Raw genomic sequence first — 14,472 nt, 5'->3', positions numbered from 1 at the left:
TGACGAGTGAAGGGTTTGGCGCGATGAAGCGACGCCTGCGCGATCTCGTACCCTGGACTGGTCGTTGCCGAAAATCGGCTCCCTTTCTGCGCATAGGGCTACGGCCCTGACCATTCCCTTCTAAAAGTGATTACCACAACGAACGAATGGGCCGTTGTAGCGGTTTAAAATTTTACCGACCCTGAAAAGTTCATTTGGTAGGCTGGAGTAGGGCGTGCGAACGTCCGATGTGCATCGTACCTCGATTGGTTTGGATTATCAACGATCAATCGACCGTCGGGCGACGAGAGCATGGAGTCTTCCGACGCTGGTTTGTCGTCAGAAAAGTCGACCGTACATCGCTTCGACCGCTGCCGAAAACAATAATGACAGGCTTGACAGGATCGTGTTATAAATTTTCGGTTGTGTCTGACAAAGAGAACCATAGGCGAACAGTGGCTTTACTCCTATACCTGAATCGTGGAGATACAGGAGAGAAACGGCCGTTGCCTGCATACTCAACTTTGGTTAGCTACTAGCTGTTACCATTTCGATTCCCTACATAATGCTCGATCTCTGCATAATAGGCCATATATCGCTGGATAAAATAGTTACGCCACAATCGGTGGCGTTCAAGCCGGGCGGTACCTCTATTTACATGGCCAAGTCTCTGCTCCATTCCGGTTTAAAGTATAAACTGGTAACGGCTTTATCGTTTCAGGAACATCAATTCGTCGACGATTTGCGGGCGGAGGGCGTTGAGGTCGATGCTTTGCCCAGTCCGCATACGGTTTATTTTGAAAACATCTACAGTGAGGATCAGGACCACCGCGACCAGCGGGTAGAGCAAAAGGCGCTACCGTTTCGAGTTGCCAACATACCGCCAATCGATGCCAAAATTGTTCATCTGGGGCCGCTGTTGTACGATGATATACCCGTAAAGCTGATCGAGAAATTATCGAAAAAGAGTCTGGTGTCACTGGATGCGCAAGGATATCTGCGGCATGTCAGGCAAAAAAAGGTTGTCTACCAGGATTGGTCCGACAAAAAGAAAGTGCTCCCTTTTGTGCACACCCTGAAAGCAAATGAGCACGAAATGAACGTGCTCACGGGGCAGCGAGACGCGCGGGAGGGCGCCCGGTATTTAGCTGATCTGGGCGTACAGGAAGTAATCATAACGCTTGGCAGCAAAGGGTCCTTAATTTATAAGGATGGCACATTTTACCCAATTATGGCCGCACGACCAACGGCAGTAGTCGATGCAACGGGTTGCGGAGATACCTACATGGCTGGCTACCTTTGGAGACGTTTGCAGGGCAGTTCGATTGAAGAGGCTGGCGAATTTGGTTCCATTCTGGCCGCCCTCAAAATCAGTTCATCAGGCCCTTTTTCCGGCTCTCCGGCGTTAATTTCGTCGCTGTTAAATCAGGAAGTATAACCAGCCCAATAGACACGGTAGCCGTGGGTAAGCGGCTCTACTCAGACGCAGTTACTCGTACCAGTCCTGGTAGTAACCACCCAGCTCAAGCAAGGTATAGAGGGTTGCCCGCACGATATCCGTTTCGGTTCCTTCGTTGATCAGTAAAAGGCAACTGTCTCCTTCTGGGTATAAGCTGAACACATCGTTTGAATCGAGCGGGTTAGCCAGAAGCCACTTGCTGGCCAGGTAAGTAACATCAATGCCGGTGCGCTGACGAACTCGTTCAATAATGTCTGGAATCGAAGGCGTTCCGCCTTCAAAGCACACTTGCCGACTGTTTACCATTCGGTCTGGATAATTAGCGATTTAGATCGCTAACTTAGCCGCTCGAAGCTGGGGGGGCAAATGAAGTAAGCGGAATCGCCTTTTGGGTAGGCTGAATACCCTGATTAGGCAGTTAAACGCTATGGCACGTGGTAGACAGGAGCAGTGAAGCAGGGGTCGGCGAGGGGTTTATATAGGTCGGCAACCCTTCCCCTGAATTACCGGTAGGGTGTATACTCCGTTGGCTACTCTATAAAGGGTTATCCTCTGACCGAAGGCTATTCAGAGATTGTCTGGGCCTGGCCTTCGAGTGCCCAGAACCACTGCAAAGCCCTGTCCAATACCGTCCCATCAAAAATTGTCACATAGTCGCTGGTCGATTCAGGACGGTCGAGCTTCAGCAGACGGCTCTGATAATGGTTATGAATCACCAGCGTCGGGTAATTGCCTATCGGGAAAAACTGAATTCCCATACCATTTTTCTGAAACGAGATCGTGGGGCACCCTAAACAGCATAAGTGCATGGGCAATGAATCAAGCGTAAAGGCGGCCAATGCCTGTTCGCTTAAACTGGTCAGGTCTTCGAGCGTTAACCGACCGACAACCGAATACAACCGATCCGCAGCGGCTGGGTTTTCCTGACGAACACGTTCGTAGAGCGCACTGGTGAATGCGGTCTGGCCGCTAAATACCAAGCCATGCGGACTTTCCTGTAAGAGTCGGGTAGCCAGCTGGCACCAGTAATCAGCCGAAAACATTCGAACGGCACTGCCCGATTCCGGGCAGAGCAAAATTGGTTTCCGTTCCGGAGCCCGTTGGCCTAGTTTATGCCACAACTGCTGCGGTGGCTGGACCGGATGAAAAAAATAAGGTTTAACGGTGCGTAGTTCGCCCTCAATTCCCATTGGCTTGAGCAGCATAAGCAGCAAATCAAAATTATTCGTTTCCTGATCGGGTAGAAAAAATTCGTCGTCCAGTAAGCCACCCAGGCCGCGCGAGCCAAACCCAATTTTACGTCTGACCTTTAGAAAAGGCAGGATAAAATGCATAGGTGAATCGGAATAGCGGATATCAATGGAGTAGTCATAGACCGTATCCTCCAGAGACTTGATAGCTGAACGGGTTGAGTTGAAAAACAACTGCCATTTTTCCGTTCTGGAGCGGGCACTTCGGTTTGTTGAAACATGATCGAGGTGAATGACTCGCCCGATGTATGGATTATGCTTCCAGATCGGATCGCACCAGCTACCTGCCAGAATATCGATCCGGGCATTGGGGTAACGTTGCCGAATAAGGGGAAAGGTGTAGGACAGAACGAGGGCATCGCCCAAATGACCCGCCGTCATGAATAAAATTGCCGGACTGTCGGAATCGGATGAATGATTGGACCCAAGCCCGACGGTTGGCCGAACCCGTACATAAGCATCTACAAATAGATCAAGGAGTTGTAAAGGATAGGCAATACGGCGGGGTGCACAGTAGTTACGGACTTTACCAGGCATGTGTTTACAGAGTTTTCAGTAATGGGCAGAAACTGATTTCGCCTGATCAGAAGTTAGTTTCCAACAAAGCTACAGTAATCCAACTACGGCCGCTGTAACTTTGTTGAAAACTAATTCCTGATTAGAGATGAAAGCAGCTAAGTAGATGTACCTACTTGATCTGTTCATTACGGCGCTTAGTCCATCGGTTCGGGCTGAACCTTATAGCTGATTACGCCATGCAGTGATGGCTGGAGTTTGTGAGCTAACTCACTGAGATAGAGGAAACCCATCCGTGCGGATGTTGATTTGTTTTTCTCTTTCTGGTATGCTACGGAAACGACTTTGGCGAAAGCCAGTCCGTCAGTATTTTTGGCTGGGGTACCCCGCCGTATGGTGCCCGTTAATCTGACCAGGCCAGCATGAACCGATATCTGGCCGATCAGGGTAGGCTCCGCAGAGGTGGCGTACTGAGGTGATTTAAGCGGAACGCTCAGTTGCAAACAGTCGTCGGTGACCTCGAATGAAATATGTTGCTCCATCAGTACCTGACTAATGGTCAGGTAAGCTTCCTTATCCGCTAAGTCGGTAGTAACGACAATGACATTCGCGCCTTCAAACGCAACGGGCTGGGCTTTTACTATAGCGCAAAGCAGCAGCAATAATAGGGTCAACCGGTAATGAATTGAAAAATAGGAGATGTGTTTCATCAGCTCAGGGGAATAAGGTAATGAGTGGAACAATCAATCAACTCACGGATCAACAGGGATTCTGACATAGCCGTCGTTAGTTACAACTCGACACGATCGGCCTTGTTCGTGGGGTTATTCTGATGCGTAAGCCGCCATTTGAAAAATTTTAGACCCAGCCACGAGTAAATAAGAAGACCAACGGCTTCCAGCCCGGCCTCCGTGGAATGGCTGGCGAACATGCCCGTCTGGTAATGGTGAAGACAGTTAACCAGGGCGGCACCGTAGAGAAATAGGCTAAGCATACCTGCTATAAGCAGACTAACGAATAGGAGCGACTGTCGCATGAAGGGAAGAAGTCGTGGATGATTGAGGGTGTGTATACAGCTTTATGCCTAGCAATTTGTCTGCCAGCCAGATAACATCAAAACTGTATCCATCTGTCAGGCTATAAACAGTAAGTTTAGTAACCTGAATAGGGGATAATAACCTTGAACAGGACGCAAATGATGAATCGGGGTTATTTGATTAAATGGGTCAAGATAGCTGATTTGAAGAGGATTTGTTGCCGGAATTATTCTTCGATACGGGGGCTGGGGTCGCTGGTTGAGCCGCTATTCCCAAAAGTATCAGCGATTGACTCATTTGTGACAGGGCTTGCTGGTCCGTGTGCCGACCTTTGATCTATCAAAACAGATCATTAATTATAAAGCACATACATCATGAAAGCGCTCATCAATCCCCTCGTCATTGCCTTGTCCTTAACCATTGCTACGTTCCAAACGGCCTTAGCCGACACCAACCCCGGCGGACGCCCTGCCACGGTGGCCAGCTACAAAACGGGCATGTACACCACGGCGGAAGGTAAACTGCAGATCGCTCTGGATAAAGAAGCGACGGGCGTGGTCGATATTCAGTTGGTAAATGCCGAGGGCAAAGTGTTGTTTGCCCAACGGGTGGCCAAAAGAGAGACGATGGCTCGTCTACGGCTGACATTGAGTGATTTGCCCGACGGGTCCTACCAGGTTCGGGTGAGCAATGGAGTGGACACGACGACGCACGCGGTGACGTTATCGACCAACCAGCCCAGCGCACCCAGTCGGCTGGTAGCCATCAACTAAGCCAACGCGTCTGAACCAGCAAAAGGCAGCCATTCGAAAGAGTGGCTGCCTTTTTTATGGGGAATCGCCAGCGGAGTACGTTGATAGAAAGAATCAGTGGGAGGCATGGCTGATGGAATTAACGCTTCAGGCCACCGCCTTGGCCATCACAGGGCTTATAAAAGTATACATAGGGGAGAAAGACAATTCCACAAAACCGTGTAAGTGATGTACATACTGTTAGACTATTTTATTCTTTTTGCTTTTTTGTAAATTTTTTTAATAATATGACAGTCAGATTGTTATGTAAAATGTACACACTTTGTCTATGGTTTATTTTTAGGATATTGTTCTGATACATTGTTAGTTTGTTAACGAACAATGTGTAACGCTTTGCCAACTGAATAATTTTCTATGATTCTTGCTCATTTATAAGTGGTTCGATTGCCTTGTTTTACATTGCCTGATAGATTCAGGTCTGATGCAACCCTGATGCCAGCGCCTGGCCGGAGACATATTCGTTTATGCTAACCCTTGCTCAATGTATATTACACGTGAAGCCTATGATCTGAAACCCCTGTTTATAAAACAGGGAGCCTTATTCCTGTGGGGAATACACCTGACTAAATGGACCGATAGTGGTGCTATTTATCACCTTTACCGATTCAACGATTTTTATGTGGAAATGTGTTGTGACAAACACACCAGCAGCTTGATCCGCATCGCTACATTCAGCAGCCTCCATCGGCTCGTTTCCAAGCTGGGTAAACGTAACCTCTTTCAACTTGACTAGTCGGTCTTTTTAACCAGAAGTCTTGACAGGTGAGTCAGGTGTACAGCATCACTTGACCCGCAAAATAATTCAGGCCAGTGGCCGGGTTACTAAAAAACCTTTTCTACATTTGCCTTGCTAACAAGCACAAGCTTTAGGGGTGCCCATCCGGGCTGAGAGATCACCCTTTGAACCTGAACAGGATAATACCTGCGGAGGGAAAAGCGAGCATGTAGACGTTGACAGTGGTCCGTGTGGTTTCCCGCCCGACCTGTCGGCTGCCATTCGTTATTTTCTTCCCTGTTTTCTTCTTCGGATTTCCCTGTAGCTGGTGCCTGTGGCGTAACCATGCACGCAGTTTATGACCGTATTCGTCAATAACCAGTCTGTTGAAACGCACTCGGCGGCCTCGCTCACGAGTTTGCTGGTCGAGCTGACCATTGCCGACAAAAAAGGCATTGCCGTTGCCGTTAACAATAGCATCATTCCCCGCACAGCCTGGGATCAGTTTGCCCTGGCCGGAAATGAGAAAATAACGATTCTACAAGCTACCCAGGGAGGATAACCATGAGCCAGAAAGCCGAGCAACTACCAACCGAGCAAACCATTACGCGGCAACCACTAACGGGTTCCCGGAAAATTTACGTATCCGGTCAACTGCACCCTATTCGTGTTGCCATGCGCGAAATTAGCCTGTCGGATACGGTGTCTTCTGGTGGCAACCGCCAGGATCGAAAGCCCAATGCACCCGTTACGGTTTACGATACCAGCGGGCCCTACACGGACCCCGACGTTACGATCGACCTGGAACAGGGCCTTCCCCGCCTGCGCGAAGCGTGGATTATAAACCGGGGCGATGTGGCACAACAGCCTGCTTTTTCGTCTGCCTACGCCAATCAGCGACTGGCGAATCCGAATCTGGACGCCCTGCGCTTTGCGCACATCCGTCATCCGCTCCGGGCCAGGGAGGGCCATACCGTTACGCAGTTGCATTACGCCCGGCAAGGCATTATAACCCCCGAGATGGAGTACATTGCCATTCGCGAAAACCAGCGAATCGATACGCTGAACGATGGTTCCTCCCTCTGGCAGCAACATCCGGGCAATAGTTTCGGCGCAAACACGCCCAAAGGATGCATTACCCCCGAATTTGTCAGGCAGGAAGTGGCCGCCGGACGCGCCATCATTCCCGCCAATATCAACCATCCGGAAGTTGAGCCGATGATCATTGGCCGTAATTTCCTGGTCAAGATTAATACCAACATCGGGAATTCGGTCGTCTCGTCGAGCATTGAGGAGGAAGTAGAAAAAGCCGTGTGGAGTTGCCGCTGGGGGGGCGATACGCTGATGGACTTATCGACGGGAAAGAATATTCACGAAACCCGCGAATGGATCATCCGCAACTGCCCGGTACCGGTAGGAACCGTGCCTATTTACCAGGCGCTCGAAAAAGTGAACGGCAAAGCGGAAGCGCTGACCTGGGAAATCTTCAGAGACACCCTCATCGAGCAGGCCGAGCAGGGTGTCGATTACTTCACCATCCATGCCGGTGTCTTGTTACGTTACATTCCGCTGACGACCCGTCGGGTAACGGGAATCGTATCGCGCGGGGGGAGCATCATGGCTAAATGGTGCCTGGCGCACCATAAAGAGAACTTTCTCTACACCCATTTTGAGGAGATCTGCGAAATCATGAAGGCCTACGATGTCTCGTTTTCGCTGGGCGACGGCCTGCGGCCTGGCTCCATCGCCGACGCGAACGATGCCGCGCAGTTTGCCGAACTGGAAACCCTGGGTGAACTCACCAAAATTGCCTGGAAACATGATGTGCAGGTAATGATCGAAGGGCCGGGCCACGTGCCGATGCACATGATCAAGGCCAACATGGATAAGCAGCTACAGCACTGTGACGAAGCGCCCTTTTACACCCTCGGGCCGCTGACGATGGACATTGCCCCTGGTTATGACCACATTACGTCGGCTATTGGCGCGGCCATGATCGGCTGGTTCGGTACGGCCATGCTGTGCTACGTGACCCCGAAAGAACACCTTGGGCTGCCCAACAAAAAAGACGTAAAAGACGGGGTTATTACCTATAAAATTGCGGCCCACGCGGCCGATCTGGCCAAGGGGCACCCCGGCGCGCAATACCGGGACAATGCGCTGAGTAAAGCCCGGTTCGAGTTTCGCTGGGAGGACCAGTTTAATCTGTCGCTCGACCCCGATACAGCGCGGGAATTTCACGATGAGACATTGCCTGCAGAAGGCGCCAAAACAGCTCACTTTTGCTCGATGTGCGGCCCCAATTTCTGCTCGATGAAGATCACGCAGGACGTTCGCGACTATGCTGAACAAAACGGAATGGCCGACGACGAGGTACTGGAGAAAGCCATGCAGACCAAGTCGAAGGAGTTTGCCGATCAGGGTAACCAGCTTTATTTATAGTATGAAAATCAGTTCCTTACACTACATCGTTACCCAGCCTGCGCAAGCCAGTGTGGCTTGCGGGGCTGGGGCCGACTGGATACAACTTCGGGTGAAGAACAAGCCCTATGCCGACTGGAAAGCGCTCGCCCTGGAGACGCTGGCTGTATGTCGCCAGTACAACGCCCGCCTGATTATCAACGACAATCCCTACCTGGCGGGTGACATTGGGGCGGATGGCGTGCACCTGGGTCAGGATGATATGCCTGTTGCCGAGGCCCGCGCTTTGTTGGAAAAGCATTTTGTGATTGGCGGAACGGCTAATACCGCCGAAACCATACGGGCCCACCATCGCGACGGAGCCGACTACGTGGGGCTGGGGCCTTTCCGGTTCACCGCGACGAAGGAAAACCTAAGCCCTATTCTCGGTCTGGACGGGTATCGACGCATTCTGGCAACGCTGGAAAATCAGGCTATTTCGCTACCTATTGTGGCTATCGGGGGAATCACCCTTGCCGATGTGAACGACTTACTACAGATTGGGTTTCAGGGTATTGCCGTATCGTCGGCCATTACGAATGTGGCCGATCCGGCTGCTCAAACGCGCCTGTTTCTGACGCAGCTCGCCCCTTCAACCGCTAAACGCAACGGAAATGAATACGCAACCTTTGGTAATAGCCGGTAAACCGTTTGGGTCCCGGCTGTTTACGGGAACGGGTAAATTTGGATCTGCCCGCCTGATGGAAGAAGCCTTGCTCGCTTCGGGTACAGAGCTGGTAACCGTAGCCCTTAAACGGGTTGACGCTCACAATAGTCAGGATGATATGCTGGTGCATCTGGCTCATCCACAGCTTAATTTGTTGCCCAATACGTCCGGCGTTCGCACGGCCAAAGAAGCGGTGTTTGCGGCTCAGATGGCTCGTGAAGCCCTGGAAACAAACTGGCTGAAACTGGAAATTCATCCGGACCCTAAATACTTGCTGCCTGATCCTATCGAGACATTGAAAGCTGCCGACGAACTCGTGAAGCTTGGTTTCGTGGTCCTTCCGTACATCCATGCCGACCCCGTTCTGTGTAAACGGCTGGAAGACGTGGGCGTGGCCGCCGTAATGCCCCTGGGCGCGCCCATCGGTACCAACAAAGGGTTACGAACGATTGATTTTCTGGAGATTATCATCGAGCAGAGCCGTGTTCCGGTGGTCGTCGATGCGGGTCTGGGCGCACCCTCCCACGCGGCTGCGGCTATGGAACTGGGTGCGGATGCCGTGCTGGTAAACACGGCCATGGCTGTCTCCGACGACCCCGTGCGCATGGCGCTGGCGTTTAAACTGGCGGTCGAAGCGGGCCGACTGGCGTACGAAGCCCGGCTGGCCCGGCCCTCTACAATGGCCCAGGCCAGTAGTCCACTAACGGCCTTTCTGGATGAATTATGATGAAAAATAGCTGGTTTGATGCGCACGACTGGGACACCATCCAGCGCGCTATTTATGCCACGACGGCCCGGCAGGTTGAACGGGCGTTGGCAAACACCCGGCGGACACTCGACGATTTCAGAGCCCTGATCTCTCCAGCGGCTCAGGCCTATCTGGAGCCGATGGCGCAGCTTAGCCATCAGCTTACGCAGAAACGATTTGGTAAAACGATTCAGTTGTACGCGCCCCTTTACCTCTCCAACGAATGCCAGAATATTTGTACCTACTGCGCGTTTAGTCTCGATAACCGAATCAGTCGGAAGACGCTGACTGATAGCGAGATCCGGCAGGAGGCCGACGCCCTGAAAGCGCTGGGGTACGACCATGTCCTGCTGGTAACGGGTGAAGCCAATCAGACCGTTGGTGTGCCCTATCTGAAAAACGCCATTCGGCTTCTGCGACCGTACTTTGCCCATATTTCGATGGAAGTGCAACCCCTGGATCAGCCGGACTACGAAGCGTTGATGGCCGAAGGGCTGAACACGGTACTGGTTTACCAGGAAACCTACCACCAGGAAACCTACCGAACGCATCACCCGAAGGGCAAAAAATCGAACTTTCTGTACCGGCTCGAAACCCCCGACCGGCTTGGTAAAGCGGGTATCTATAAGATTGGGCTGGGTGCTCTGATGGGCCTTGACGACTGGCGCACCGACAGTTTTTTTACGGCTGCTCATCTGCAATACCTGGAACGGACTTACTGGCAAACGCGCTACAGTATCTCCTTTCCGCGCCTGCGCCCCATCGACCAGTTACAAAATAATACCATTACATCGAAGTCCTTCGAGCGGTGTATGTCTGATCGGGATCTTGTGCAGTTGATCTGTTCCTATCGCTTGCTCAATGAGGAAGTCGAATTGTCCATGTCCACGCGAGAAACGCCCCACTTCCGCAACCATGCGTTGAAACTGGGTATTACCAGCCTGAGTGCCGGGTCAAAAACGAATCCGGGCGGCTATGCCGTCGAACCGCAGTCGCTCGAACAATTCGAAATCTCGGACGAACGCAGTCCCGACGAAATGGTAACGGTTATCCGGCAACAAGGCTACGAACCCGTCTGGAAAGACTGGGACAAAACACTGATGGGTGTATGACTGACGGCGAACGGAACCGATACGACCGGCATATCCGGCTGCCAGAGATAGGGCTGGCCGGGCAGCAGCGGCTGAAACAAGCCCGTATTGCCATCGTTGGGGCGGGTGGGCTTGGCTGTCCCGTGGGGCAATACCTGACGGCTGCGGGCGTAGGTACGTTAGGCTTTATCGATGGGGATGTGGTGGAAGAGAGCAACCTGCAACGGCAGATTCTGTTTTCGCCCGCGCATATTGGCCAGCGAAAGGCGGACGTGGCCGCGCGGCTACTCGCTCGCCAGAATCCCTACAGTCAGGTGGTGAGCCACCCTATTTTTCTCGACGGGACGAATGCGCTGTCCGTATTAAATGCCTACGATATTATCGTGGATGGGTCCGATAATTTTGCTACGCGCTACCTGGTCAACGATGCCTGTGTGTTGCTGAAAAAACCGCTGGTGTTTGGGTCGATCTATAAATTCGACGGACAGGTAAGCGTCTTCAATCACGAGGACGGACCCACCTACCGCTGCCTGTATCCCGAACCCAGTGAGTTGGAAGCCTGCGGTGAGGTTGGGGTGCTGGGTGTGTTGCCGGGTCTGACGGGTTGCCTGATGGCGAATGAGGTTATCAAACTCATTACCGGCATTGGCGACCTGCTCAGCGGTAAACTTCTGGTGTTTAATGCCCTAACACTCTCGTTCAACACCTTTTCGTTTGCGGCTAATCCTGCGAACAAAGTCTTAACTGAACTGCCTGCATCGGCTGTGGTATGTGCGGCTACGATTCCGGAAATCACCGCTGATGAGTTACGCGCCTGGATGGCTCAGGCCGATGCTCCGCTGCTGATTGATGTACGCCAACCCGAGGAGTACGCGAAAGCCAACCTGGGCGGGCTGCTGATACCGCTGGCCGAGTTGAAAACGAAGCCGCAACTGGTGCCGACGGATCGCCCCGTGGTTGTGCATTGTCAGTCGGGAGGGCGAAGTCGGCAAGCCGTCGAATGGCTGATTGCCCACGGTTATCAACACGTTGTCAATCTACGCGGGGGACTCAATGCCGTCAGGGGGCTTCAGCACGGAGGTTGGTCCTAATTTTAATCAATGCATCGACGGGGTCAGAAGCTTGCCAAAGGGCACCCATCAGGGCCGCTCCATCGAAACCGGCCTGTCTCACCAACTGTATCGTATTTGCCTGTACGCCCCCTAAACCGATTAGCCGGGGTAACTGAACGGACTGTTGACGGATTGAGTCGATCTCCGACTTGATCGTATCCAGACTCACTGTCGGCCCGTAGCCGGGTTTACTGATGCTGGCAAAAACCGGGCTATAGAAAACAAGCTCGGCCTGACCGGCTAGGGTAGGCCAGTCGCTAAGTTGATGAATACTGGTAGAAAATGACTGGCTGCGACCGGACAACCTGCCCCGGTCGGACTCTTTCAGATGCCACTTAAATGGCTGGTGAACGTCGTCAGCAGCAGGCGCTGACACCAGCAAGGCTTTCTGAACGGCAGGCGGTAAGCGCATCGCATCCGCCGGGTCGGCGGGTGTACGCCAGTAAATATAGTCGAGCCCATTCGCCAACAGGGCAGCTAGCTGCTGGCCATCCTGGCTTTGTGTGCTGCCATCGGTTATTCCAATGAGTAAAAATGGGTTTCTTGACATCGAGAAAACAGGACTCATGCAGGCTGCTGCGCTTCGACGGCTAATAAATAAACAGTCATCGACTCCCCGACGGTCGCAATCCAGTGGTCGTACTCCGTAATGGCTTGCAGACGCTGGCTTTCGCTAATATACCCGGCATCTACCAGTTGAGGCCCGCGCAGTTCGGCTACTTCTGCCCATAAGCGGCTGGATACGCTAAAATCAGGTTCGCTCCGTTGCGTTCGCTCAACCTGTTCGGTTACCTGTACCGTAGGAAAGCCGATACCGTACATCAGTTCCTGAAGGTTATCGGCGATGGCGTTATCGAAACCCGCATCCTGCCGCCAGCGTAGAAAGGCATCGTAAAAGAGTTTCATGGCGTTGGGCGGTTCGGGTGTCCAGGCAATTTTCTCATGGTTGAAATCAAGAATGGCCAGATAACCGCCCGGTTTCACAAACCGTTTCATGTTAAGGAGGGCCGCTTCGGGCTGGGCCAGCCATTGGAGCGTCCGGGCGCAGGTTACCAGGTCGAATCGCTCAACCGTATCAAACGAGTACACATCGGCTTGCTGAAAAGCCAAGCCGGGGATTGTACGCGACTGTTGCGTTGCCTGCTCAATCAGGGATGGGCTCGGGTCGATGCCAAGCACGCGACCCGTAGCGCCGGTTTTTTCGGCGATGCTACGCGTAATAGCGCCCGATCCGCAACCTACATCGAGCACAGTCAGGCCCGGTCGTAAGTAGGTGAGCAAGTTGCGGTTAGCGTTCTCGACGGTTCTACGCTCCAGAACGGGGTTGTGGGCAACCGGCATCTTCGCCCGGTCAGTAAGGGATTGATCAGCCATAAATACGGGATACAAAAACGGGTCGTTTTTTACACGACCCGTTTTTGTATTGCTATTACTTCTTCGTGGAGAATTGATAAATCGTTGTGGTCTTGTAGGTTTGACCCGGCTTCAACTCAGTGGTCGGGAAGGCCGGATGGTTGGGGGAATCCGGATAATGTTCGGTTTCCAGGCAGAGCGCGTAGCGTTTTTTATACGCGAACCCTTCCCGACCAACTACCTGTCCATTCAGAAAATTGCCGGTATAGAACTGCACGGCTGGTTCGGTTGTGCGAACCTCCATAACGCGCCCGCTGGTGGGTTCGTATACCGTTGCGGCCAGTTTCAGCTCGTTGGCCGGACCGTTCAGAACCCAGCCGTGATCATACCCACCGCCGTATTTGATCTGCGTGTCGGTTGAGTCGTTGATGCGAGCGCCTACCACTGTTGGCTTCAGGAAATCGAAAGGGGTACCCGCTACTGGCTTCAGTTCGCCCGTCGGAATCAGGGTTTGATCGACAGCGATGAACTTGTCTGCGTTGAGGGTTACGACGTGATCGAGAATATCGCGTTTGGCACCACCCGTCAGGTTGAAATAGGTGTGGTTGGTCAGGTTAACGACCGTTGGCTTGTCGGTGGTTGCCTTGTAGTCGATTTTCAGCGCATTGTCTTTCTGCAATGTGTATGTGACTTCAACCGACAGGTTGCCAGGGTAGCCTTCTTCGCCATCTTTAGCGGTGTAGGCCAGTTTGAGAGCAGGTTCATCACCTTCAACCGGTGTGGCTGTCCAGAGTACTTTATCGAAACCTACTTTGCCGCCGTGCAGGTGGTTTCCCATGTTATTGATAAACAGGTTATACGTTTTGCCGTCGAGCGTAAATTTCCCTTTGGCAATGCGGTTGCCATAGCGGCCAACCAGGGCGCCAAAAAACGGATTATTTTTTACGTAAGAGGATAACGAGTCCAGCCCCAGCGTGACGTCCTCAAATTTGCCGTCCTTGTCGGGTGTTTTCAAGCCTACGATGATCCCGCCGTAATTAGTTATCTGGGCTGTCATGCCCGACGCATTGGTCAGCGTATACAGATCGGCCTCCCGGCCATCGGGTAGCTTGCCATAAATTGCTTTTTCGATACCCGGCTTTTTCTCGTCGGATTGATTTTCTTTTTTGGAGGAGCAGGAGGTCATAGTTAAACAACTAGTCAACAGGGCCAGCGATAAAAGTTGAGGCAGAAGCTTCATGAACGATTAAGATTTAAGGATTATGCCAGAGCA

General features: G+C 52.3%; 16 protein-coding genes and 1 riboswitch. Of the genes, 9 read left to right on the top strand and 7 right to left on the bottom strand.

What is annotated here, in order from left to right; all coding sequences use genetic code 11:
- The first annotated feature begins 544 nt into the window (after positions 1–544).
- Positions 545–1,417: a PfkB family carbohydrate kinase gene (locus tag ACYU8Y_RS19695; RefSeq protein ID WP_460939782.1), complete on the top strand. Its 873-nt coding sequence runs from the start codon at positions 545–547 to the stop codon at positions 1,415–1,417.
- A 51-nt stretch (positions 1,418–1,468) separates the two neighbouring features.
- Here the strand turns inward: ACYU8Y_RS19695 and ACYU8Y_RS19690 are convergent, their stop codons facing one another.
- From ACYU8Y_RS19690 to ACYU8Y_RS19675, 4 genes are all read right to left on the bottom strand, one after another.
- On the bottom strand, positions 1,469–1,744 hold the full coding sequence (locus ACYU8Y_RS19690) for a hypothetical protein (protein WP_460939781.1): 276 nt from the start codon (positions 1,742–1,744) through the stop codon (positions 1,469–1,471).
- 257 nt (positions 1,745–2,001) lie between these two features.
- Positions 2,002–3,225 carry a glycosyltransferase family 9 protein gene (locus tag ACYU8Y_RS19685; protein ID WP_460939780.1) on the bottom strand — a complete coding sequence of 408 codons (1,224 nt, stop codon included), beginning with the start codon at positions 3,223–3,225 and terminating at the stop codon, positions 2,002–2,004.
- A 176-nt stretch (positions 3,226–3,401) separates the two neighbouring features.
- A complete protein-coding gene (locus tag ACYU8Y_RS19680) occupies positions 3,402–3,914 on the bottom strand; it encodes a hypothetical protein (RefSeq protein ID WP_460939779.1) in 513 nt (170 codons plus the stop codon).
- An 80-nt stretch (positions 3,915–3,994) separates the two neighbouring features.
- Positions 3,995–4,240 (bottom strand): hypothetical protein, encoded by a 246-nt coding sequence (locus ACYU8Y_RS19675; RefSeq protein ID WP_460939778.1) that lies wholly within the window; start codon positions 4,238–4,240, stop codon positions 3,995–3,997.
- Positions 4,241–4,615: 375 nt separating this feature from the next.
- On the opposite strand from ACYU8Y_RS19675, the gene ACYU8Y_RS19670 reads away from it, so the two are divergent.
- From ACYU8Y_RS19670 to moeB, 8 genes are all read left to right on the top strand, one after another.
- The gene (locus tag ACYU8Y_RS19670; RefSeq protein ID WP_460939777.1) at positions 4,616–5,014 is read left to right on the top strand and encodes a hypothetical protein; all 399 of its coding nucleotides are present in this window, start codon (positions 4,616–4,618) and stop codon (positions 5,012–5,014) included.
- A gap of 520 nt (positions 5,015–5,534) precedes the next feature.
- Positions 5,535–5,786: a hypothetical protein gene (locus tag ACYU8Y_RS19665; protein ID WP_460939776.1), complete on the top strand. Its 252-nt coding sequence runs from the start codon at positions 5,535–5,537 to the stop codon at positions 5,784–5,786.
- A 125-nt stretch (positions 5,787–5,911) separates the two neighbouring features.
- Positions 5,912–6,003, top strand: a riboswitch (TPP riboswitch).
- Positions 6,004–6,126: 123 nt separating this feature from the next.
- Positions 6,127–6,330 (top strand): sulfur carrier protein ThiS, encoded by a 204-nt coding sequence (gene thiS, locus ACYU8Y_RS19660; protein WP_460939775.1) that lies wholly within the window; start codon positions 6,127–6,129, stop codon positions 6,328–6,330.
- Positions 6,331–6,332: 2 nt separating this feature from the next.
- Complete coding sequence (gene thiC / locus ACYU8Y_RS19655) at positions 6,333–8,210, top strand: phosphomethylpyrimidine synthase ThiC (RefSeq protein ID WP_460939774.1); 1,878 nt, start codon at positions 6,333–6,335, stop codon at positions 8,208–8,210.
- A gap of 1 nt (position 8,211) precedes the next feature.
- Positions 8,212–8,874, top strand: a complete 663-nt coding sequence (locus ACYU8Y_RS19650; protein WP_460939773.1) for a thiamine phosphate synthase — start codon at positions 8,212–8,214, stop codon at positions 8,872–8,874.
- Positions 8,843–9,622, top strand: coding sequence for a thiazole synthase (locus tag ACYU8Y_RS19645; RefSeq protein WP_460939772.1), 780 nt, complete (start codon positions 8,843–8,845; stop codon positions 9,620–9,622). Before ACYU8Y_RS19650 ends, ACYU8Y_RS19645 begins: the two co-directional genes overlap by 32 nt.
- Entirely contained in the window at positions 9,619–10,755 is a 1,137-nt protein-coding gene (gene thiH / locus ACYU8Y_RS19640; protein WP_460939771.1) for a 2-iminoacetate synthase ThiH, read from the top strand. The genes ACYU8Y_RS19645 and thiH overlap by 4 nt, the downstream gene beginning before the upstream one ends.
- Entirely contained in the window at positions 10,752–11,825 is a 1,074-nt protein-coding gene (moeB, locus tag ACYU8Y_RS19635; RefSeq protein ID WP_460939770.1) for a molybdopterin-synthase adenylyltransferase MoeB, read from the top strand. Before thiH ends, moeB begins: the two co-directional genes overlap by 4 nt.
- Here the strand turns inward: moeB and ACYU8Y_RS19630 are convergent.
- From ACYU8Y_RS19630 to ACYU8Y_RS19620, 3 genes are read right to left on the bottom strand one after another with little or no spacing between them, the layout of a single operon-like run.
- Positions 11,794–12,396 carry a thiamine phosphate synthase gene (locus ACYU8Y_RS19630; RefSeq protein ID WP_460939769.1) on the bottom strand — a complete coding sequence of 201 codons (603 nt, stop codon included), beginning with the start codon at positions 12,394–12,396 and terminating at the stop codon, positions 11,794–11,796. The two genes, moeB and ACYU8Y_RS19630, sit on opposite strands and share 32 nt — an antisense overlap.
- A 14-nt stretch (positions 12,397–12,410) precedes the next feature.
- Positions 12,411–13,220 carry a class I SAM-dependent methyltransferase gene (locus ACYU8Y_RS19625; RefSeq protein WP_460939768.1) on the bottom strand — a complete coding sequence of 270 codons (810 nt, stop codon included), beginning with the start codon at positions 13,218–13,220 and terminating at the stop codon, positions 12,411–12,413.
- A 55-nt stretch (positions 13,221–13,275) separates the two neighbouring features.
- Positions 13,276–14,439 (bottom strand): aldose epimerase family protein, encoded by a 1,164-nt coding sequence (locus tag ACYU8Y_RS19620; RefSeq protein ID WP_460939767.1) that lies wholly within the window; start codon positions 14,437–14,439, stop codon positions 13,276–13,278.
- Positions 14,440–14,472: the final 33 nt, after the last annotated feature.

It is taken from the genome of Spirosoma humi (assembly GCF_054776575.1).
Note: the sequence above shows the minus strand (reverse complement) of the source record. Positions and strands in the feature narration are given on the sequence as shown.

Bases quoted from the DNA above. Each gene is read 5' to 3' on its own strand.
- ACYU8Y_RS19695 (WP_460939782.1), top strand. From the start codon at position 545: ATGCTCGATCTCTGCATAATAGGCCATATATCGCTGGATAAAATAGTT.
- ACYU8Y_RS19690 (WP_460939781.1), bottom strand. From the start codon at position 1,744: ATGGTAAACAGTCGGCAAGTGTGCTTTGAAGGCGGAACGCCTTCGATT.
- ACYU8Y_RS19685 (WP_460939780.1), bottom strand. From the start codon at position 3,225: ATGCCTGGTAAAGTCCGTAACTACTGTGCACCCCGCCGTATTGCCTAT.
- ACYU8Y_RS19680 (WP_460939779.1), bottom strand. From the start codon at position 3,914: ATGAAACACATCTCCTATTTTTCAATTCATTACCGGTTGACCCTATTA.
- ACYU8Y_RS19675 (WP_460939778.1), bottom strand. From the start codon at position 4,240: ATGCGACAGTCGCTCCTATTCGTTAGTCTGCTTATAGCAGGTATGCTT.
- ACYU8Y_RS19670 (WP_460939777.1), top strand. From the start codon at position 4,616: ATGAAAGCGCTCATCAATCCCCTCGTCATTGCCTTGTCCTTAACCATT.
- ACYU8Y_RS19665 (WP_460939776.1), top strand. From the start codon at position 5,535: ATGTATATTACACGTGAAGCCTATGATCTGAAACCCCTGTTTATAAAA.
- thiS (WP_460939775.1), top strand. From the start codon at position 6,127: ATGACCGTATTCGTCAATAACCAGTCTGTTGAAACGCACTCGGCGGCC.
- thiC (WP_460939774.1), top strand. From the start codon at position 6,333: ATGAGCCAGAAAGCCGAGCAACTACCAACCGAGCAAACCATTACGCGG.
- ACYU8Y_RS19650 (WP_460939773.1), top strand. From the start codon at position 8,212: ATGAAAATCAGTTCCTTACACTACATCGTTACCCAGCCTGCGCAAGCC.
- ACYU8Y_RS19645 (WP_460939772.1), top strand. From the start codon at position 8,843: ATGAATACGCAACCTTTGGTAATAGCCGGTAAACCGTTTGGGTCCCGG.
- thiH (WP_460939771.1), top strand. From the start codon at position 9,619: ATGATGAAAAATAGCTGGTTTGATGCGCACGACTGGGACACCATCCAG.
- moeB (WP_460939770.1), top strand. From the start codon at position 10,752: ATGACTGACGGCGAACGGAACCGATACGACCGGCATATCCGGCTGCCA.
- ACYU8Y_RS19630 (WP_460939769.1), bottom strand. From the start codon at position 12,396: ATGTCAAGAAACCCATTTTTACTCATTGGAATAACCGATGGCAGCACA.
- ACYU8Y_RS19625 (WP_460939768.1), bottom strand. From the start codon at position 13,220: ATGGCTGATCAATCCCTTACTGACCGGGCGAAGATGCCGGTTGCCCAC.
- ACYU8Y_RS19620 (WP_460939767.1), bottom strand. From the start codon at position 14,439: ATGAAGCTTCTGCCTCAACTTTTATCGCTGGCCCTGTTGACTAGTTGT.